Here is a 17,496-nt window from a genome sequence, read left to right as displayed (position 1 = left end):
CCATGGATCTGCAGAACCTGATCACGCTGACCACCGGCGTCGCCCTGCTGACCTGCGTCCTCGCGGTCGTCGGCGTGCACTCCTACGCCACCGGCAGGGCACAGCGGCAGGCCCTGGTGGACCGGCTCTCGGCCACCGGACAGATCCCCCTGCCCGGCCGCCGGCGCCACTTCCCCACCCTCGACCGGCGCCTGCGCCGCACCCGGCTCGGCCGCAGGCTGGAACTGCGCCTGCTCGCCACCGGCCTGGACATCACCCCCGGCGAGTTCACCGCCGCCATGCTCGCCACCGTCGCCGGACTCTGGCTCGTCGGCCAGGCCACCCTCGCGCCCTTCTTCGGCCCGCTCGCCGGACTCGTCGGCGTCTGGGCGGCCCTGCAGTTCCTCACCTGGCAACGCCAGAAACGCATCGAGAAGTTCATCAACCAGCTTCCCGAACTCGCCCGCATCCTCGCCAACGCCACCCAGGCCGGCCTCGCCCTGCGCACCGCCATCGGCATGGCCGCCGAGGAACTGGAGGCCCCGGCCGGCGAGGAACTCGCCAAGGTCGCCGACCAGCTCGCCATGGGCGCCTCCATGGACGACGCCCTCGGCGAACTCGCCGACCGGCTCCCCTCCCGCGAACTCGTCGTCCTCGTCACCACCCTCGTCCTGTCCCACCGCGCGGGCGGCCAGGTGGTGAGCGCCCTGCGCAACCTCACCGAGACCCTGGAGGAACGCAAGGAGACCCGGCGCGAGGTCCGCACCCAGCTGTCCCAGGTGAGCATGACCTCCTACGCCGTTCCCGCCCTGGGCATCGGCTCGTTGTTCCTGATGAACGGCGTGAAGGACGGCGCCCTGGAACGCATGACCGGCTCCCCGGTGGGCCAGACGGCGGTGATCGTCGCCTTCGGGCTGTACGCCGTCGGCTTCGTCCTCATCCGCCGCCTGTCCCGCATCGACGTCTGAGCGCCGAAGGAGGCTGACCGACATGGCACTGCTGCTCGCCCTCCTCATGGGCCTCGGCGTCTGGGGCGTCTTCGCCGGCGTCCGCATGTACCGCGCCGAGGCCAAACTGCCCGGCGACCTCGTCCTCGCCCTGGAGGTCGGCGCCACCCGCACCGGCGCCGTCGACTCCCTCGTCGACCGCATGGGCATGCGCTACGCCCCCGCCGTGCTGCGCCTCATGGGGCCCAAGCAGGTCGCCAGGTACCGCCGGAAGATCGACCTCGCCGGCAACCCCGGCGGCCTCACCATCGACCGCTACGCCGCCCGCCGCGCCGTCTACGGCGCCCTCGGCCTCACCGGCTTCCTGGTCTTCCTGCTGCGCGGCCAGCCCTTCGTGGCGCTGCTGCTGCTCGCCTTCGGCGCGTTCTGGACCGAGGTCGGCATCTGGTCGGCGATCCGCATCCGCAAGGACGTCATCGAACGCACCCTGCCCGACTTCCTCGACGTGCTGGCGGTCGTGGTGAGCGCCGGACTCGGCTTCCGCCAGGCCCTCGACCGCGTCTCCTCCCGCTACGAGGGACCCTGGGCCGACGAACTGCGCATCACCCTGCGCCAGATGGACCTCGGCATGAGCCGCCGCCAGGCCTTCGCCGAACTGCGCCGCCGCAACGACTCCGAACAGGTCGCGATGTTCGTCACCGCTCTCCAGCAGGGCGAGGAACTCGGCGCGCCCATCGTCGACACGCTGGTGTCCCTCGCCAAGGACATGCGCCGCACCGACGCGCAGAACGCCCGCCGCAAGGCCGCCCGCGCGGTGCCCAAGGCCACCATGATGATCACCACGTTCATGGTCCCGGCCACCATGATCCTCCTCGGCGCCGGCCTGCTCCTCGGCTCCGGCACCGACTTCGGCTCCCTCACGGGCGAGTAGGAAAGGGGCCGGTGCCATGACGACGACCAGGGAACGAGCGGCCTGCCTGCGCCGCCGCCCCCGCTCCGCCGAGATCACCACCCCGCCCGCGGGCACGGTCCTCCCCGACCACGCCCGCACCGGCGCCCCCGACGTCCCGGTCACCTCGGCGACCCCGCGACTGCCCCGGCCCGCCCCCGGACCCGCCCCCGCCCAGCAGCCGCCCCCCGCACGCCGGTCTCCGTCCGACGCCGGGCCCGCCCCGACCGTCGACCTCCAGATCAACGCCCTCCAGGCCCTGTGCCGCCAGGTCTTCGGCTTCCGCCTGGCCATGATCGCCCTCGCCGCCCCCGCCGCCCTCCTCAACGCCGCCCCCGGCTGGGGCACCCGCCTGGTCGCCGGCGCCGTCGTCGTCACCTTCATGGCGTCCTACGCCCTCTTCCGCGACTGGGAACGCTTCGGCCCCCTCCTGCTGCGCCACCCCACCCTGCTCGCCCTGGACACCCTCTTCGGCGCCCTGCTCCTGGTCTCCGCCGGCCCCGGCTCCACCCTCGCCTACGTCAGCGTCTGCACCCCGTTCCTGGCCGGCCTGATCTACGGCTGGCGCGCCGCCGCCGTCTTCGCCTCCCTCCAGGGCCTCGTCCTCCTCCTCGTCCACGCCACCCTGGACAACCCCCACACCGGCCCCGCGGAAGCCCTGCTCCTGCCCGGCCTGTGCGTCGTCGCGGGCGCCGCCGGATCCTCCCTGCGCCAGCTCATGCTCCGCTTCACCCAGGCCACCCGCGCCCTCACCGAGATGCGGGCCCGCCTCGCCGTCACCGAAGCGGTCAGCGCCGAACGGGCCCGCCTCGCCAGGGAGATGCACGACTCCGTCGCCAAGACCCTGCACGGCGTGGCCCTCGCCGCCGACGGCCTCACCCGCTCGGCCGCCGCCCCGGACATCGACGCCGCCCGCGTCCGGCAGCAGTCCGCACTCGTCGCCCGGTCCGCCCGCCGCGCCGCCGCCGAATCCCGCGAACTCCTCGCCGACCTGCGCCGCGAGTCCGACCCCGGCCACGGCACCGACGTCCTGGCCGAACTCGCCGCCCGCACCCACGACTTCCACGCCCGGACCGGACTGACCGCCACCTGCCGGCCCACGGGCGGCCCCGCCGCCCCGCCCGTCCCCCCGGCCGTCGCCCGACAGCTCCTCACCATCGTCGCGGAGGCCCTGGAGAACGCCCACCGCCACGCCGGCGCCACCCGGGTCGAGGTCCTCGCGGGCGTCCAGGGCGGCCTGCTCCGCATCAGCGTCCACGACGACGGCCGCGGCCTCCCGCCCGGCACCGACCTCGAACAGCTCCGCCGTACCGGCCACTTCGGCCTCATCGGCATGGTCGAACGCGCCGCCTCCGTCGGCGCCCGCATCCGCATCGGCCGCGGCACCCGCACCCACGGCACGGAAGTCCGCGTCGAGCTCCCCCTGGCCGCCCTGACGGCCGGCCCCCGGGAGGCGACGACCCGATGACCGCGCCCGCGCCGCCCCGGACCCCCCACCCCCGCAGAGGAGGCCGCACCGTGCAACCGCCGCCCAGCCCCTTCCGGACCGTCCCTCCCCCGCCCGCCACCCTCCGGATCGTCGTCGCCGACGACAACCCCGTGGTCCGGGCCGGACTGACCGCCCTGCTCTCCGGCCGCGACGACATCAGCGTCGTGGCACAGGCCGCCGACGGCCACGAAGCCTGCGAAGCCGCCCACGCCCACCGCCCCGACGTGGTCCTCCTCGACGTCCGCATGCCCGGAGTCGACGGCATCTCCGCCCTCCCGTACCTGGTCGGCATCGCCCCGGTCGTGATGCTCACCTACAGCAGGGAGTCGGAGATCGTCCAGGAGGCACTGCGCCGGGGAGCGGGCGGCTACCTCGTCCACGGCGAGTTCACCGCCGACCAACTGGTCACCGCCGTCCGGGACATCAGGGCCGGCCGCCCGCACTTCACGCCGACGGCGGCGGGGGCACTGCTGGCGCAGCTGCGGGAGACGGCGACGGCGAACGTTGCCCTGCCGGACGGGCTGGGGGCGACGAGTGCGATCGCACATGGGGAGGGAACATCGGGAGAATCGGCCGGTCACCCTCAAGGGGAGCGTTGGTGGCGGCCGTTCGGCCTTCCGCCGGCTCCACCCCCACCTACTTCTGCGGAAAACCTTTCGCAACTGCAACCGGATGTGGCACAGTCGTCGTCTGGGTGGACAAGCGGCCGCCCGGCCGCTCCCGACAGGTCGAGGTACCGACTGAGCGCAAGGGAGGCGGAGATCATGGACCTCATCGCGTCCGGCATGAACAACCAGCAGATCGCCGCCGCCTGCTTCATCAGCGAGAAGACGGTCAAGAACCACATCAACCGCATCTTCGCCAAGCTCCACAGCACCAGCCGCTCCGAGGCCGCCGCGAAGTGGCTCGGCACGGCACCCGGCACGGACCGAGGGGTGGGGTGACCTGCGGTGAGGACAGGGGAGAAGAGGCGCAGCATCCGTGATTGGGCCCGCATTTGGGCCCAGGGGCCCTCTGGCGCATCCGGAAATCCGCCGTACGTTGCTCATGTCGAACGCGGCCCCGCACCGGGGGCCGCCATCGCGTCAGCCGGAGGGGAACACCATGAGCAACTGGATCAACACCACGGTCAGGTACCTCCAGTCCCGCACGGCCCGCAACGACAAGGGCCAGACGGCGGTGGAGTACCTGGGCATCATCGCGGTGGTCGTGGCGATCGTGCTGGCCATCACGGGGACGGACATCGGACAGTCGATCTACACCGCGATCACCGAGCAAATCGCGGAGGTCACCGGAGGCTGATGAGGCCCCGTAGTTTCGGCGACGCAGGGCAGGCTTTCCCCATCTACATCGTTGTAGTGGGGGGCCTGCTCTTCCTCGCGTTCGCGTACTTTGCGGTCGGCCAGGCCGCGGCGAACCGGAACGATGCGCAGACCGCGGCAGACGCTGCAGCATTAGCGGCAGCGCAGGACCGACGGGACGCGCTCACGGATGCGTGGGTGACCCATCTCGAGGACCCGGCAGCATGGATGGGCATCTTCAACGGTGAAGCCGAAGGATTCGGGCTGTCGTGTGCCCGCGCGGAGCAACTCGCGGCGCAGAACGACGCGACAGTCTTGAGTTGCACATCGGAAGGGCTTCTGGACTACATGGTCGAGGTAGAGACGAACCAGACCGTGGGTGAGTCCATCGTGCCGGGCACCGAGGACTACCGATCCCGTGAGTCAGCTACTGCCGTGATCGACTCCCGCTGCACATTCGATCCCCTGCCTGAGGGCGCTGAGGAGGACGCTCTGCCGTCACTCAAGTGCGAAGGCACGACATGGACATTGGATCCGAAGGACCCCAGGGAGCTGCTTCCGCAGCCCGAGGACCTCTTCGATGTCCACCTGGCCGACTGACAGACGAGCGACGAGCGAAGAGGAAGCAGAGGTATGAGCAATCAGTTGACGAGGCGGGCCTGCAGGGGGATGGTCGCGCTGGCCCTTGCGGCTGGACTGTCCTTGGGGGCAGCTGCGTGCAGTGGCGGGGGGGATGACGGTAAGCGGGAATCCTCGGCCTCTGCTTCCAAGGGGGGTGGATCCGCCCCGAGCCCGCAAGAGGGGCAGTCGTCGGAGCCCCTCGCTGAGTTGAAGGGCCCTTCCGGGCTCATGCTGCGGATCACTGGTACGGAGACTGACTCGGGCGGCTTTCTCACCGTCAGTGGCGAGTTGAAGAATGATGGCAGCAAGGTCGCCGTGGTGCCCGCTCAGCTGAGCGGAAACGAGACGGAAATCATTCGGAACGGCAGGTCGCTCGGCGGTGCCACTCTGGTGGATTCCAAGGGCAAGAAGCGCTACTACGTGCTGCGGGACACGGATGGACGGCCTCTGACCACTACCAACTTTCCGAATCTGAAGGCGGGTGAGACCTTGCCCGTCTTCATGCAGTTCCCGGCGCCCCCCGCAGAGACGACCGAGTTGACGTTCCAGCTGCCCATGTTCTCGGCTGGTGTCATCGAGATCGCCGGGTGAGGTCGGCATGACGACGACTCCTACCGTGACGCGCGCGCGGTTCTCCGCTGCGGTCACGGCCGCTGCGACGCTGGTTGTGGCCAGCGTGCTGGGCGGTCCTCCCGCCCTGGCCGACGACGCCCCCAGCGTCCCCCCGGGCACCGAAGCCACCGCCTCCGCGCCCGTGGAGCTGGACCCCAACGACCCCGACCTGAAGCTCCCCGACGGCGCCACCCTGGCGGAGCCCAAGGTCCTCGACATCAAGCAGGTCGTCGAAGACCAGAGCGGTGACGAGCGTCGCGAGGACACCAACTCCGACGTGAAGTTCGCGCTCCAGGCCGAGGTCCTGTTCCCCAAGGACAGCGCGAAGCTCAGCGCACAGGCCAAGTCCCGCATCTCCACGATCGCGCAGGAGATCAAGGCGCAGAACGCGACGAAGATCCGTGTCTTCGGCTTCACGGACAACCTCGGTTCGTCCGCGCACGGCGATGTGCTGTCCCGCAAGCGGGCGAACGCCGTGCAGAGCGTCCTGGGGCAGGAGCTGAACGACTCCGACGTCACCTACGAGGTGCGTGGTTACGGCGAGCAGTACCCCATCGCCGACAACTCGACGGAGGCCGGCCGCAAGAAGAACCGGAGGGTCGAGGTGTCCTTCCCGCGCTCGGAGAACGGGTCGTAGCCACAGCGCCGCTTTGGGCTCCCCTTTGGGCCCTCGGGCCCATGCCGCCCCGCCGTCCCCTCCCTACGCTCCCCTGACATGAACGCGTCCTCCCGGCGGGAGGTGAGGGGGAGTGGGCATGGCGGCGGCGGGGGGAGCGGCGGGACCGGCGGTGGACGCGGGGCGCCGGGGACTGCCCAGGCCGCTCGCCGCGGCCCTGTTCCTCGTCCACGCGCTGTTCGCCGTCACCGTGGTGGGCGGCCTCGGGCTGCTGCTCACCGCGAGCGCGTACGACGCCCTCGACGGGGGCGTCCTCGCCCTGACCGCCTACGCCGCCGCCCCGGGCGTCCTCGGCTGGTGGCTGGCCCAGCGCACCCGCCACGACGGCGGGCCACGCGTCCTGGCGGCGTTGGCGGCGGTGCAGGTGTGGCTCGTCCTGGGAGCGGTCGCGAACCTCGCGGGCGGGTCGCTCAAGGGCGTGGTGCAGCTCCTCCTGCCGGTCCTGGTCCTGTGCCTCCTGGCCCGGCGCGAGAGCCGGGACTGGTACCGGTCGGCCGGCTCCGAGCGCGCGGTCCGTCGCCCGTTCTCCCTGCGCCGCATGATCCGCTGGGGCCGGCGGGACGAGGGCCAGACGGCGGTGGAGTACGCGGGGCTGATCACGGTCGTCGCCGCGATCGTCCTCGCACTGGTCGTCAGCGGTCTGGGCGCACAGATCCTGTCCGGCATCCAGGCGGAGGTCTGCCGCGTCACCGGCACGGCCTGCCCGGCACCCGGCACCGGGGCGGGCGACGTGTCCGCGGGGGGTGGCGCCGACGACACCGGCGGCGCGGGCCGGGACACAGGAGGCAACCCCGGCGGCCCCGCCGACGAACCCCCCACCCGCACCGACCCGGCCCAACCGGCCCAACCAGCCGATCCCACCGACCCCACCGCCCCCCTGGACCCGGCCGACCCCGTCGCCGCCCGGGACGAGATCGACGAACCCCCGTACGAGGACCCGACCACCGCAGCCGAAGACACCGAAGCCACCGAAGGCACCGACACCGACGGGGACGGCGAAGGCTGTTTCTCCGGCGTCGGGGCGTTCTTCGGGTGCGCCGGGGACCAGCTCGGGCAGTTCGGCGGGGGCCTGTTCGTCGACGGCGTGTGGGGCGACCTCACCGGGATGTGGGACGTCGTCACCAGCCCGGTCGAGACCTGGAACGGCCTGATGGACTACGGCAGTTCCCTCGGCAGCGACTGGTGGAGCGACTCCGCCGGCGCCCGGGACCAGTGGGACGACGGCGATCATCTCGGCGCGCTCCTCGGCTGGGGCGGCGCCTCGCTGAGCACGGGCGGGACGGTCCTCTACGACGCGTTCATCGGCGACGACGTGGCCGACCAGTGGAACAGCGGCAACGGCACCCGCGCCGTCACCACGGTGCTGTGGAACGTCGGGTCCTTGTTCATCCCCGGCTACGGCGAAGCCAAGATCGTCGAGAAGGTGGGGACCCTCGGCAGGCTGAGCCGCCTCACCGACAACGCGGCCGAGGCAGCCCAGGACGCGCGGCGCGCAGCCGACGCGGGTGACCTGGACTCCCTGGAGGACGCGGCACGGCGCGCCGACGAGGCGGCGGACGAGGCAGAGGACGCCGCCCGCCGGACCGGCTGCGCGATCTCCGCACCGCCGCGCAGCGTCCCTTATGGGGGCGGGAACGGGGGCGTCCCGCGGTCCGGGCCCGGTCTCCTCGGCGGGTCCGGTACGGGCACCACCGTCCTGGCCGACGGGCCGCACGTCGTCCTGGCCACCGGGGGCGGTTGCGACGAGGAGGCGAAGGAAGAGGCGCGCCGGGCCCGCGAGCACGCGCGGGCGGCGTACCTGGAGCGCAAGCGTGCCGAGGAACCGGGCCGTGCCGAGCAGGCCCTGGCGCAGAAGAAGGAGTGGCCCGGCCCCCGGCACGGCGACACCGCCGACCCGCGCAACTACAACCCGCCGGACTGGGCGGCGGACCTGAGGGCGCGCACCTACGGCGACGCCGACGGCGGCGACGGCTTCTGGGCGAGCCGGGACCGCAATCCGGCACCCAACTGGAGGAACGAGTCCTGGCTGCGCTACCAGGAGCAGGTCACCGGCACCGAGCGCGGCTACGAGTACGTGGTCCCGCACACCGATCCCGACGTGCCGGACGTGGAGTTCGACGGCTGGGACTCCTCGCGCGGGACGTTCCTGGAGGCCAAGAACGGCTACGACAGCTTCCTGACCGCGGACCGCACCGAGCTCACCCCGTCCGGCAGGGAGCGCCTGCTGGCCGAGGCGCGCCGGCAGACCGAGGCGGCGCGCGGTCACGACGTCGAGTGGCACTTCTCGAACGAGGAGGTGGCCGACGCGGCCCGGGACGCCTTCGAGGAGGCGGGGCTGGACATCGAGGTCGTCCACAGCGCGCCGGAGCCGGTGGCCGGCGGGCGGCGACCCGGGGCGTTCGACTGACCGGGCGTTCGACCGACCCGGGCGGGGGCGGCGCGCGACCTAAGGTGGGACGGTCCGGTCCGGAGGAGAAGGGGACGGCAGGGTATGCGACGTGTGGTGCGGGGCTTCTGGGGCCCACGGCAGGAGTCCGCGGAGGCGCTCGCCGCACGGTGGAGCACGACCCTGGAGCACCTCGCCCGGCTCCTCCCCACCGCCGGAGCAGCGGCGCCCGGAAGAGACGCAGCGGCCGGAGATCCGGCGGGACGTGGCCCGTTGACGACCTGGCGGACCGTGCCCGCGTCCGGCCGCCCCGCCGACGTCCTCCGCCTGCCGCACCCGGACCGGGCGGCTCCCGGCGAGGAGTTCCGGGAGTCCCTGCTCCGTGCGGTGCGCTCCGCGCAGGCGGACGACGGGTGGTCGGCGGCCGACGGCACCTCGCTCCGTCTGCTGGCGGATACGTCCGACGGGTGGCGGGTCGAGCTTGCCGGGCTGGCGGGCGGCACGCCCGAGTTCCTGCTCCAGTCGCTGGTGGCCACCTTCGTGGTGCCGGACGACGAGCCGCTGCCCGGCGCCGGGCTCCTCGCCGCGGTGGCCGAGGCGTGGGACCCGGACTACGGGGACGTGGGCGACAGGGCCGTGACGGCCGCCCTGAAGAAGGAGGCGGGCTTCAAGACCGGCACGCCGTCCGTGGGCCCGGTGGGCTACCTCTCCCCGGGGCGCGCGGCCCTGGTGCCCAAGGAGTGGGCGGCGCGGGGCAGGCGGCTTCCCGGCGGCGGGCTGCTGCTGGAGCCGGCGGACCCCGGGGACACCGCCGAAGTGGTGCGTGCCTACCGGGCGTTGAAGGACGCCGGCGCCCTGGAACCGCTGCCCCGTCCGATGGACAGGCCCGCGCTGTGACGTCGCGCCGGGGCGAGCCGTTCGACCCCGACCGGGCCCGGTCCGAGCTGGAGGCCCGGCTGACCGGACCGCTCCCGGCGTCCGGACCTGCGGTCGCGGAGGGCGAGCCGGTCACGGGGGAGTGGACGGCGACCCGCGGCGAGGGCTTCCTCGTCGTCCCGCTCTGGGAGGGCGACTCCCTCACGGGTGTGTACGGGCCGGAGTGGAACGCCGCCGAGGAGGCGGCCGAGGCCCGCCTGCGGTCCCTGGTGGCGCGCCTGGACGCCCGCTGGGGAGCGCACCGGACCGTGAGCATGCGCGTCCCGCTGCTCCGGCCGGACGCGCCCCTCCCGGAGCTGCTGCGAGCCCTGGCCGCCCTGGACTGCTACGGCGATCTGACGGTCTGGGGCCCGGTCCCGGTGCCGCCGCCGGCCGGCCCCCGCTGGGTCGCGGTCTCCCTCAACCAGTCGGACGCGGACGCCCCGATGATCCTGGTCGGCGTGGTCAGCGACCGTCCGGTGACGGAGCCGGAGGAGCGGGACTGACCCCCCACCCCCACCTCCCGCCCCACCTCCCGCGTCCTTCCTTCAGGGCCCGGGCGGCGGCAGCACCACGGCCACACGCGCCCCCACCCGCAGCCCCCACCGCTCCATGGCCCCGGCCTCCGCCTCCAGTACGTGCCGGGCCCGCAGCCGGGGCCGCCCCAGCCGGCCGGGCGGCATGGTGCGCACGGCGACGACGCGCAGCCTCCGGTCGAGATAGGCGACGTCGATGGGCATGCGCATCCGGAAGGTGTGCACGCTCCCGGCGGGGGACAGCAGCATCGCGCCGTCCACCGAGTCCCGCCCCAGCAGGCCCCGCGTGCGCGCCCGGTAGGAGCACGCCAGCTCCAGCGGCACCCGCACCGTCCCGCCGCCGTCCTCGTCCCGCCGCCGGACCTCCAGCTCGCCCCGCCCGTCCCTCCAACGCCCCACCCTGCCGCCCCTCTCCGCGCTCGCCCGTCCCGGCGGTCACCGTCCGGGCCCTGCCACTCTGCCGAAACGGCACGGCCCGCGGGGGCGGGCCGCGGAAACCCGTTTGCCGGTGTCTCCCGGTCCGGGTAGGAACGGCCCATGACGACACTCGGCGCGGTGCTCCGCCCCCAGCTGGCCCCCGAACGCCTCCGGTCCGTCGCCCGGGCGGCCGACGACGCCGGGCTCGGCGAACTGTGGCTGTGGGAGGACTGCTTCCGGGAGGGCGGCCTCACCAGCGCCGCCGCCGTCCTCGCGTGGACGGAGCGGGTGCGGGTCGGTGTCGGGCTGCTCCCGGTGCCGCTGCGGAACGTGGCGCTCACCGCGATGGAGGCGGCCACCCTGCACCGGATGTTCCCCGGGCGGGTGACCCTCGGCGTCGGACACGGGGTGCAGGACTGGATGGGGCAGGTCGGGGCGCGACCCGAGTCGCCGCTGACGCTGCTGCGCGAGCATCTCCTCGCCCTGCGCGCCCTGCTGCGCGGCGAGCGGGTGACGACCCGCGGGCGGTACGTCCGGCTCGACGACGTGGCCCTGGACTGGCCGCCGGCGCCCGAGGACGCCGCTGTCCTCGCCGGCGGCACCGGACCCCGTACCGTCCGGCTCACCGGGGAGGCCGCCGACGGCACCATCCTCACCGCGAACACCTCCGCCGAGGGGGTGCGCCGGGCCCGCGCGCTCGTCGACGAGGGGCGCGCGGAGGCCGGGCGCCGGGCGGAGCCGCACCGGCTGGTCGTCTACCTGCTCGCCGCCACCGGTCCCGGTGCCGCCGAGCGGGTGCGCGCCGAACTGGACGCCGAGGGGGCGGCGCCCGACGCGGACCTCGGAGCCGCCGGGGACGCCGGTGCCGTGGCGCGGCAGGTGCGGCGGCTGGCCGAGGCCGGCGCGGACGCGGTGATCCTGCAGCCCACGGCGGACGAACCGGACCCGGAGGGGTTCGTGCGGTTCGTGGCGCGGGAGGTGGCGCCCGAGGTGCCCGGGAGGGGCACCGGCGGTCGGGGCGGCGGCGACCGGTCCTGACGCCGCGTCGGCAACGAGTCCCGCCCCCGACGCGACCGCGAGGGTGACGATCTGATGGACAGTGGGGGAGGGTTTCGTGGCGAGCGGATCGGCCGGGCGGACGCCGTGCGCGACGTCCAGACCGGCGGCGAGGTGCTCGACTTCGCGCTCGCCAACGCGTACCCCTCCACCGGACCGGGGGTGTCCCGGCCGCACCGGGAGCGGCCCCCGCTGGTAGCCGCCACCGAGGGCCGGCCGCCCAACGCCCCCCGCGCCGCCGCCCTGCTCCAGCCCCCGCGCGTCACGGTCGTCGCCGCGGCCGGGGAGGCGCCGCTGCCCTTCGCCGACGGCGCCTTCGGCCTCGTCGTCAGCCGCCACCCCGTCGAGCCGGCGTGGGCGGAGAGCGCGCGGGTGCTGAAACCCGGGGGCGCGTACTCGCCCAGCACGACGCCCCGGTCAGTGCCCGGAAGCTCGTGGAGCACTTCCTCGGGACGAGGGGCGTTCGTAGCCCACAGCACGCGGCGGCTCGTCGAGGCCCGCAGGCCGGAGGCCGGCCGGTAGCCGCCGGGTGTCCGCATCGTTATGGATCCGGGCTCGCCTTCCCGTCCCGCCATCACGTAAGTTCGGACCAAGGTAATTCGCGTGAGCAAAGCTGCGCGGGAGTGGTACCGCGCAGTGGAGGGGGCTGCGCGATGCCCGGCCGTTCGGCGCCCGTCCGCGGCCCCGCGTCCCGCGCCTCCCGGTCTCCCGATCTCTCCGCGTCACCCTCTCCCGCCTCCCGCGTCCCGCCGGGTCAAGGAGGCGTGTCGGGCCCGGTCACCCGTCCGGGGGACGGCCGGAAGAATGGTCGCGGAACGTACCGAAGACGCCACATCCGTCACAGCGACCTCACATTGCCAGCAACTTCCCAGGTGAAGGCACCATTCCGGCAGGAAATCAGCCACCCATGCGGCCTGAATCGCTCGTTCCGCGACCACCTCGGCGTCGCCGGGCGAATCCGGAGAGTAGTTGTGGCACGCCGGTGGACGCAGCATCACTTACGAAGGGTTATGGTGGAAACCCCCCCTCGGGCCGGTCCGTCTCCCCCCCACGGACCGGCCCGTTTTTTTGTGTCCGTGGTTAGAGTCCCTCGCATGTCGAACGAGTATCCGGCCCTGCCCCCGCAGCAGCCCGGCCGCAACGGCGAGGCCGCTCACCGGCCGCACATCCCCTCGCAGCACCCCCACCCGCAGCACCCCCACGCCCAGTACCCCCACTCCCAGTACCCCCAGTCCCAGTACATGCAGCCGCAGTACCCCCACCCGCAGGTGCCGGCCGGCATGCCCGCCGCTGTGCGGGCCGCGCAGGTGGTGATCTTCGCGCTCGCCGGACTCGGAGTGGTGCACAGCGCCCTCGTGGGCGCCTTCTCCGGCGCGGAGGCGGCCGGACAGGCCTTCGCGCCGTACCTGATGGCCTGGGTGCTGCTCGTCCTGGCCTTCCTCTTCCCGTCGGCGGGTCCCGGTGTCCGGGCCGCCGCGCTGGTGCTCGGCTCAGTCCAGATCGTGCTGGCGCTCGGCGGGGCGGCGCAGGGCACGCCGTTCGGCATCCTGCCGCTGGCGGGCGCCGTCGCCGTCGTCGTGCTGCTCGGCCAGGGCTCGGCGGGCGACTGGTTCCGGCGGCCCCGCACGCGGTGAGGCCGACCCGCGGCGCCTCCCGAACCCCGCGGGACCCTCAACCACCGCCCCACCCCGGGCTTTGGGGACGCCCGCCCGCACGGGGGTAGGCTTCGCCCCCGGGGACCGCCATCCGGACAGGGGCCGCCCGCGACCACGACCGGGTCGCCATGCCGCGGACCGCGGCGGGGTGCCGCGTCTGTCCGATCCGCACGGAGGGGCTGACGATCACGTGAACCTGCGCGACAAGCTGCGTGGCCTGCTGGTCAGGCTGTACGCACGCCGGGTGGAAGGCCACCTGGACACCGCTCAGGTGCCCAAGCACATCGGCGTCATCATGGACGGGAACCGCCGGTGGGCCAAAGCCGCGGGATCCAGCACCGTCCACGGCCACCGCGCGGGCGCCGACAAGATCGAGGAGTTCCTCGGCTGGTGCTCGGAGACGGACGTCGAGGTCGTCACCCTGTGGCTGCTGTCGACGGACAACTTCGACCGCCCCGAGGAGGAGCTCGTCCCCCTGCTCGGCATCATCGAGGACGTGGTCCGCAGCCTCGCCGCCGACGGACGCTGGCGCGTGCACCACGTCGGCACCCCCGACCTGCTGCCCGCCGGGATGCAGACCACCCTCAAAGAGGCCCAGCAGAGCACGGCGCACGTCGACGGCATAGTGGTCAACGTCGCCATCGGCTACGGCGGCCGCCAGGAGATCGCCGACGCCGTACGGTCCATGCTGCTCCAGGCGCACGAGCAGGGCACCTCCATGGAGGAGCTCGCCGAGTCCGTCGACGTCGACATGATCGGACGTCACCTCTACACCCGCGCCCAGCCCGACCCGGATCTGGTCATCCGCACCAGCGGCGAGCAGCGGCTGTCCGGCTTCATGCTCTGGCAGACCGCTCACTCGGAGTACTACTTCTGCGAGGTCTTCTGGCCGGCCTTCCGCAAGGTCGACTTCCTGCGCGCGCTGCGCGACTACGCCGCCCGCCACCGGCGTTACGGCGGCTGAACCACCCGCGGGGCCGGGCCGGGCGCCGGCCCGCCAGCGGTCCGTTCCCCCGTGCGGGTCACACGGTGTCACGGAGAGTTCACGCGTGCGCCGTCGTGCACCGTTGCATGGCGGCGTACGTTCGAGGGCATAAGCCAGACAGGTCGACACCCGAACCACGGGTGTCGGATCTCAGCGGACGGCCCGGGGTCGTCCGCCCGGGAGGCCCTTTGCATCAGCCCCACCGTGCGGTCACGGCACGGAAAGAGCAGCGGAGGGCCGGTTCTCGGCCCGCTGCGCAAAGGGGTCGTCGGCCGGCCGCGGCGTCCGCCACGCCGGCCGCGATCGTCCTCGCCCACCCGGCCCGGCTTCGCTCCGTCGCTCCCCGACCTCTTCCGAGGGGGTACGTCCTTCCGTGGTGACCAGCACAAAGCGCCACAAGCCCGACCGGCGCACCTATGTCCTCGACACCAGCGTCCTGCTGGCCGACCCAGGCGCCCTGAGCCGCTTCGACGAGCACGAGGTGGTGCTCCCCGTCGTCGTGGTGACGGAACTGGAGGCCAAGCGGCACCATCCCGAACTGGGCTACTTCGCCCGGCAGGCCCTGCGCCTGCTCGACGAGTTCCGGGTACGGCACGGTCGCCTCGACGCCCCCATCCCCATCGGGGACCTCGGCGGCACCGTCCGGGTCGAGCTCAACCACTCGGACCCCAGCGTGCTGCCGACCGGCTACCGCCTGGGGGACAACGACTCCCGCATCCTCGCGGTCGCCCGCAATCTGCAGGCCGAGGGGTTCGACGTCACCGTCGTGTCGAAGGACCTGCCGCTGAGGATCAAGGCGTCCTCCGTCGGACTCCTCGCCGAGGAGTACCGCGCCGAGCTCGCCATCACCGACGCCTCCGGCTGGACCGGAATGTCCGAACTCACCCTGCCGGGTGAGCAGGTGGACATCCTCTTCGAGGAGGGGCACGTCTATGTGCCCGAGGCGTCCCACCTGCCCGTGCACACCGGCCTGACCCTCCAGTCCGAGCGCGGCAAGGCGCTCGGCCGGGTCACCGCCGACGGCAATGTCCGGCTGGTGCGCGGCGACCGGGAGGTGTTCGGCATCAAGGGCCGCAGCGCCGAGCAGCGCATCGCCCTGGACCTGCTCCTCGATCCGGACGTCGGCATCGTGTCGATGGGCGGCCGGGCCGGCACCGGCAAGTCGGCGCTGGCGCTGTGCGCGGGCCTGGAGGCGGTGCTGGAGCGCCGTCAGCACCAGAAGGTGATGGTCTTCCGGCCGCTGTACGCGGTGGGCGGGCAGGAACTCGGCTACCTGCCCGGCACCGAGGCCGAGAAGATGGGCCCCTGGGCGCAGGCGGTCTTCGACACGCTGTCCGCCGTCACCTCGCGGGAGGTCATCGAGGAGGTCACCGCGCGCGGCATGCTGGAGGTCCTGCCGCTCACCCACATCCGGGGCCGCTCGCTGCACGACGCGTTCGTCATCGTCGACGAGGCCCAGTCGCTGGAACGGAACGTCCTGCTGACCGTTCTGTCCCGGATCGGGGCCAATTCGCGGGTCGTCCTGACCCATGACGTGGCCCAGCGCGACAACCTGAGGGTGGGCCGGTACGACGGTGTGGTCGCCGTCGTGGAGAAACTGAAGGGGCATCCGCTGTTCGCGCACGTCACCCTGACCCGGTCCGAAAGGTCCAGGATCGCCGCCCTGGTGACCGAAATGCTCGAAGACGGTCAGGTCTGACCGGAGTCCTCCAAAAAGGAGCGGTTACGCACGAGTTGGCGCCGTCCGGAAAGGCACAGAGCCTAGCCGGGCGGCGTCGGCGTGCGTGGCCTTTCCGGAAAACGCCTGGGGCAAACGGGGTGTGAGCTTTCACACGCGGCAGAGAATTGCCTCCCGCCGCCGGATTACGGCAGAGTCTCCTTCCTGTCAGGCCCCGCATACGACACATCCGTACCGCCAGCGGCACGGGACCACAACCGAAGCACCGGCTTCCAACTGCATAGCGTCGTCGTATGCCGCCCGAGCACCACGCGGCGCTCCCCGCACGGGGGGTTGCCCACCGGGCCCGCGCCTCCCGTGGCCCGCAGTTGGGGAGGCCAGTGCCAGGGGCACGATTGCGTCCGCGAGGGTCACCGAAGCGGGCGATGCTGGAAGGAAACCGTGTGAGCCGGATCTCGGTCCGGGGATTCGCAGTGGCTTCGGCCACCGCGGTCACCGCTGTCGGAAGCGTCGTCGGCGTTGCCTCGGGCAGCACCGCGCAGAACAACGACGTCGAGGCGACGGCAGCCGGCACCACGCTGCTCGCGGACATCCCCGCGGGCCAGCAGGCCCAGGTACAGACCGCCTCCGTGACGCAGCAGGCCGAGACGATGGCCATCGCCGCGGACACGACCGCCAAGAAGGACGCGGAGGAGGCAGCCCGCAAGGCCGCCGCCAAGACCGCCGTGGCCAAGAAGGAGCAGGCCGAGAAGGCTGCCCAGGCCGCGAAGGAGGCCAAGGAGCGCGAGGCCGAGACCAAGGCCGCCGCGAGCCGCTCCGCGACCCGTGACGCGTCCAGCTTCGCCGCCAAGTCGAGCTACACCGTCGCCGAAGTCCAGGCCATGGCCCGCCAGATGATTCCCGGCGACCAGTTCCAGTGCTTCAGCAACATCGTGACCCGCGAGTCCACCTGGAACTACAAGGCCGTCAACCCCTCCTCGGGCGCCTACGGTCTCGTCCAGGCGCTCCCGGGCTCCAAGATGGCCTCCGCCGGCGCCGACTGGCAGACCAACCCGGCCACCCAGATCAAGTGGGGCCTGAACTACATGAACGAGCGCTACGGCAGCCCCTGCGGCGCCTGGTCGTTCTGGCAGGCCAACCACTGGTACTAGACGTACCGGAAGGCCGCCGGCCTCCACCCCGCTCAGCCCCGGCGCAGCCCCGCACCGTCCTACGGTGCGGGGCTGTCGCCCTGTAGCGTCTGACCGACGACTCCAGGCGGAGTGGTGCGGAGAAACGGGGGAAGAGGACGGAT

At 72.9% G+C, this 17,496-nt stretch carries 18 protein-coding genes; 17 read left to right on the top strand and 1 reads right to left on the bottom strand.

Annotation, left to right across the window (positions count from 1 at the left end):
* Nucleotides 1-2: 2 nt before the first annotated feature.
* The 11 genes from ACIRPP_RS03530 (at nucleotide 3) to ACIRPP_RS03480 (ending at nucleotide 10,381) form a co-directional block, all read left to right on the top strand.
* The gene (locus ACIRPP_RS03530) at nucleotides 3-947 is read left to right on the top strand and encodes a type II secretion system F family protein (protein ID WP_403637661.1); all 945 of its coding nucleotides are present in this window, start codon (nucleotides 3-5) and stop codon (nucleotides 945-947) included.
* Between the two features lie 22 nt (nucleotides 948-969).
* Entirely contained in the window at nucleotides 970-1,857 is an 888-nt protein-coding gene (locus ACIRPP_RS03525; RefSeq protein WP_403637659.1) for a DUF5936 domain-containing protein, read from the top strand.
* A 16-nt stretch (nucleotides 1,858-1,873) separates the two neighbouring features.
* Nucleotides 1,874-3,343: a sensor histidine kinase gene (locus ACIRPP_RS03520; protein ID WP_403637657.1), complete on the top strand. Its 1,470-nt coding sequence runs from the start codon at nucleotides 1,874-1,876 to the stop codon at nucleotides 3,341-3,343.
* Nucleotides 3,340-4,308 carry a response regulator gene (locus ACIRPP_RS03515; protein WP_403637655.1) on the top strand — a complete coding sequence of 323 codons (969 nt, stop codon included), beginning with the start codon at nucleotides 3,340-3,342 and terminating at the stop codon, nucleotides 4,306-4,308. Before ACIRPP_RS03520 ends, ACIRPP_RS03515 begins: the two co-directional genes overlap by 4 nt.
* Nucleotides 4,309-4,468: 160 nt before the next feature.
* The gene (locus tag ACIRPP_RS03510; protein WP_164332861.1) at nucleotides 4,469-4,666 is read left to right on the top strand and encodes a Flp family type IVb pilin; all 198 of its coding nucleotides are present in this window, start codon (nucleotides 4,469-4,471) and stop codon (nucleotides 4,664-4,666) included.
* The gene (locus ACIRPP_RS03505) at nucleotides 4,666-5,265 is read left to right on the top strand and encodes a pilus assembly protein TadG-related protein (RefSeq protein ID WP_403637653.1); all 600 of its coding nucleotides are present in this window, start codon (nucleotides 4,666-4,668) and stop codon (nucleotides 5,263-5,265) included. Before ACIRPP_RS03510 ends, ACIRPP_RS03505 begins: the two co-directional genes overlap by 1 nt.
* Nucleotides 5,266-5,298: 33 nt before the next feature.
* A complete protein-coding gene (locus ACIRPP_RS03500) occupies nucleotides 5,299-5,877 on the top strand; it encodes a hypothetical protein (RefSeq protein WP_164332863.1) in 579 nt (192 codons plus the stop codon).
* Nucleotides 5,878-5,884: 7 nt separating this feature from the next.
* Nucleotides 5,885-6,535 (top strand): OmpA family protein, encoded by a 651-nt coding sequence (locus ACIRPP_RS03495; protein ID WP_403637651.1) that lies wholly within the window; start codon nucleotides 5,885-5,887, stop codon nucleotides 6,533-6,535.
* 118 nt (nucleotides 6,536-6,653) lie between these two features.
* Nucleotides 6,654-8,981 (top strand): Tox-REase-5 domain-containing protein, encoded by a 2,328-nt coding sequence (locus ACIRPP_RS03490; RefSeq protein WP_403637649.1) that lies wholly within the window; start codon nucleotides 6,654-6,656, stop codon nucleotides 8,979-8,981.
* A gap of 84 nt (nucleotides 8,982-9,065) precedes the next feature.
* Nucleotides 9,066-9,857, top strand: coding sequence for a hypothetical protein (locus tag ACIRPP_RS03485; RefSeq protein WP_403637647.1), 792 nt, complete (start codon nucleotides 9,066-9,068; stop codon nucleotides 9,855-9,857).
* The gene (locus ACIRPP_RS03480) at nucleotides 9,854-10,381 is read left to right on the top strand and encodes a hypothetical protein (protein ID WP_403637645.1); all 528 of its coding nucleotides are present in this window, start codon (nucleotides 9,854-9,856) and stop codon (nucleotides 10,379-10,381) included. The genes ACIRPP_RS03485 and ACIRPP_RS03480 overlap by 4 nt, the downstream gene beginning before the upstream one ends.
* A 42-nt stretch (nucleotides 10,382-10,423) precedes the next feature.
* On the opposite strand, the gene ACIRPP_RS03475 is transcribed toward ACIRPP_RS03480, so the two are convergent.
* The gene (locus ACIRPP_RS03475; RefSeq protein ID WP_403637643.1) at nucleotides 10,424-10,810 is read right to left on the bottom strand and encodes a DUF192 domain-containing protein; all 387 of its coding nucleotides are present in this window, start codon (nucleotides 10,808-10,810) and stop codon (nucleotides 10,424-10,426) included.
* A gap of 138 nt (nucleotides 10,811-10,948) precedes the next feature.
* Here ACIRPP_RS03475 and ACIRPP_RS03470 point away from each other — a divergent pair, with 138 nt between their 5' ends.
* The 6 genes from ACIRPP_RS03470 to ACIRPP_RS03445 all read left to right on the top strand — a co-directional run bounded on the left by ACIRPP_RS03470 (nucleotide 10,949) and on the right by ACIRPP_RS03445 (nucleotide 17,353).
* Nucleotides 10,949-11,866 (top strand): LLM class flavin-dependent oxidoreductase, encoded by a 918-nt coding sequence (locus ACIRPP_RS03470; RefSeq protein WP_403637641.1) that lies wholly within the window; start codon nucleotides 10,949-10,951, stop codon nucleotides 11,864-11,866.
* A 54-nt stretch (nucleotides 11,867-11,920) separates the two neighbouring features.
* Nucleotides 11,921-12,406, top strand: coding sequence for a methyltransferase domain-containing protein (locus ACIRPP_RS03465; protein WP_403637639.1), 486 nt, complete (start codon nucleotides 11,921-11,923; stop codon nucleotides 12,404-12,406).
* 572 nt (nucleotides 12,407-12,978) lie between these two features.
* Nucleotides 12,979-13,518, top strand: coding sequence for a hypothetical protein (locus tag ACIRPP_RS03460; RefSeq protein ID WP_403637637.1), 540 nt, complete (start codon nucleotides 12,979-12,981; stop codon nucleotides 13,516-13,518).
* A 211-nt stretch (nucleotides 13,519-13,729) separates the two neighbouring features.
* The gene (locus tag ACIRPP_RS03455) at nucleotides 13,730-14,503 is read left to right on the top strand and encodes an isoprenyl transferase (RefSeq protein ID WP_164344122.1); all 774 of its coding nucleotides are present in this window, start codon (nucleotides 13,730-13,732) and stop codon (nucleotides 14,501-14,503) included.
* A 394-nt stretch (nucleotides 14,504-14,897) separates the two neighbouring features.
* Nucleotides 14,898-16,223: a PhoH family protein gene (locus ACIRPP_RS03450; RefSeq protein ID WP_164339007.1), complete on the top strand. Its 1,326-nt coding sequence runs from the start codon at nucleotides 14,898-14,900 to the stop codon at nucleotides 16,221-16,223.
* Nucleotides 16,224-16,627: 404 nt separating this feature from the next.
* Nucleotides 16,628-17,353 carry a transglycosylase SLT domain-containing protein gene (locus ACIRPP_RS03445; RefSeq protein WP_403637635.1) on the top strand — a complete coding sequence of 242 codons (726 nt, stop codon included), beginning with the start codon at nucleotides 16,628-16,630 and terminating at the stop codon, nucleotides 17,351-17,353.
* Nucleotides 17,354-17,496 lie beyond the last annotated feature (143 nt).

It is taken from the genome of Streptomyces sp. NPDC101219 (assembly GCF_044767675.1).
Taxonomy (GTDB): Bacteria; Actinomycetota; Actinomycetes; order Streptomycetales; family Streptomycetaceae; genus Streptomyces.
The sequence above is the reverse complement of the archived record's forward strand: the minus strand, read 5'-3'. Positions and strand labels throughout refer to the sequence as shown.

Coding starts and splice junctions, on each gene's coding strand:
- ACIRPP_RS03470 (WP_403637641.1), top strand. CDS start 10,949: ATGACGACACTCGGCGCGGTGCTCCGCCCCCAGCTGGCCCCCGAACGC.
- ACIRPP_RS03445 (WP_403637635.1), top strand. CDS start 16,628: ATGCTGGAAGGAAACCGTGTGAGCCGGATCTCGGTCCGGGGATTCGCA.
- ACIRPP_RS03485 (WP_403637647.1), top strand. CDS start 9,066: ATGCGACGTGTGGTGCGGGGCTTCTGGGGCCCACGGCAGGAGTCCGCG.
- ACIRPP_RS03515 (WP_403637655.1), top strand. CDS start 3,340: ATGACCGCGCCCGCGCCGCCCCGGACCCCCCACCCCCGCAGAGGAGGC.
- ACIRPP_RS03495 (WP_403637651.1), top strand. CDS start 5,885: ATGACGACGACTCCTACCGTGACGCGCGCGCGGTTCTCCGCTGCGGTC.
- ACIRPP_RS03465 (WP_403637639.1), top strand. CDS start 11,921: ATGGACAGTGGGGGAGGGTTTCGTGGCGAGCGGATCGGCCGGGCGGAC.
- ACIRPP_RS03505 (WP_403637653.1), top strand. CDS start 4,666: ATGAGGCCCCGTAGTTTCGGCGACGCAGGGCAGGCTTTCCCCATCTAC.
- ACIRPP_RS03525 (WP_403637659.1), top strand. CDS start 970: ATGGCACTGCTGCTCGCCCTCCTCATGGGCCTCGGCGTCTGGGGCGTC.
- ACIRPP_RS03520 (WP_403637657.1), top strand. CDS start 1,874: ATGACGACGACCAGGGAACGAGCGGCCTGCCTGCGCCGCCGCCCCCGC.
- ACIRPP_RS03460 (WP_403637637.1), top strand. CDS start 12,979: ATGTCGAACGAGTATCCGGCCCTGCCCCCGCAGCAGCCCGGCCGCAAC.
- ACIRPP_RS03530 (WP_403637661.1), top strand. CDS start 3: ATGGATCTGCAGAACCTGATCACGCTGACCACCGGCGTCGCCCTGCTG.
- ACIRPP_RS03510 (WP_164332861.1), top strand. CDS start 4,469: ATGAGCAACTGGATCAACACCACGGTCAGGTACCTCCAGTCCCGCACG.
- ACIRPP_RS03490 (WP_403637649.1), top strand. CDS start 6,654: ATGGCGGCGGCGGGGGGAGCGGCGGGACCGGCGGTGGACGCGGGGCGC.
- ACIRPP_RS03500 (WP_164332863.1), top strand. CDS start 5,299: ATGAGCAATCAGTTGACGAGGCGGGCCTGCAGGGGGATGGTCGCGCTG.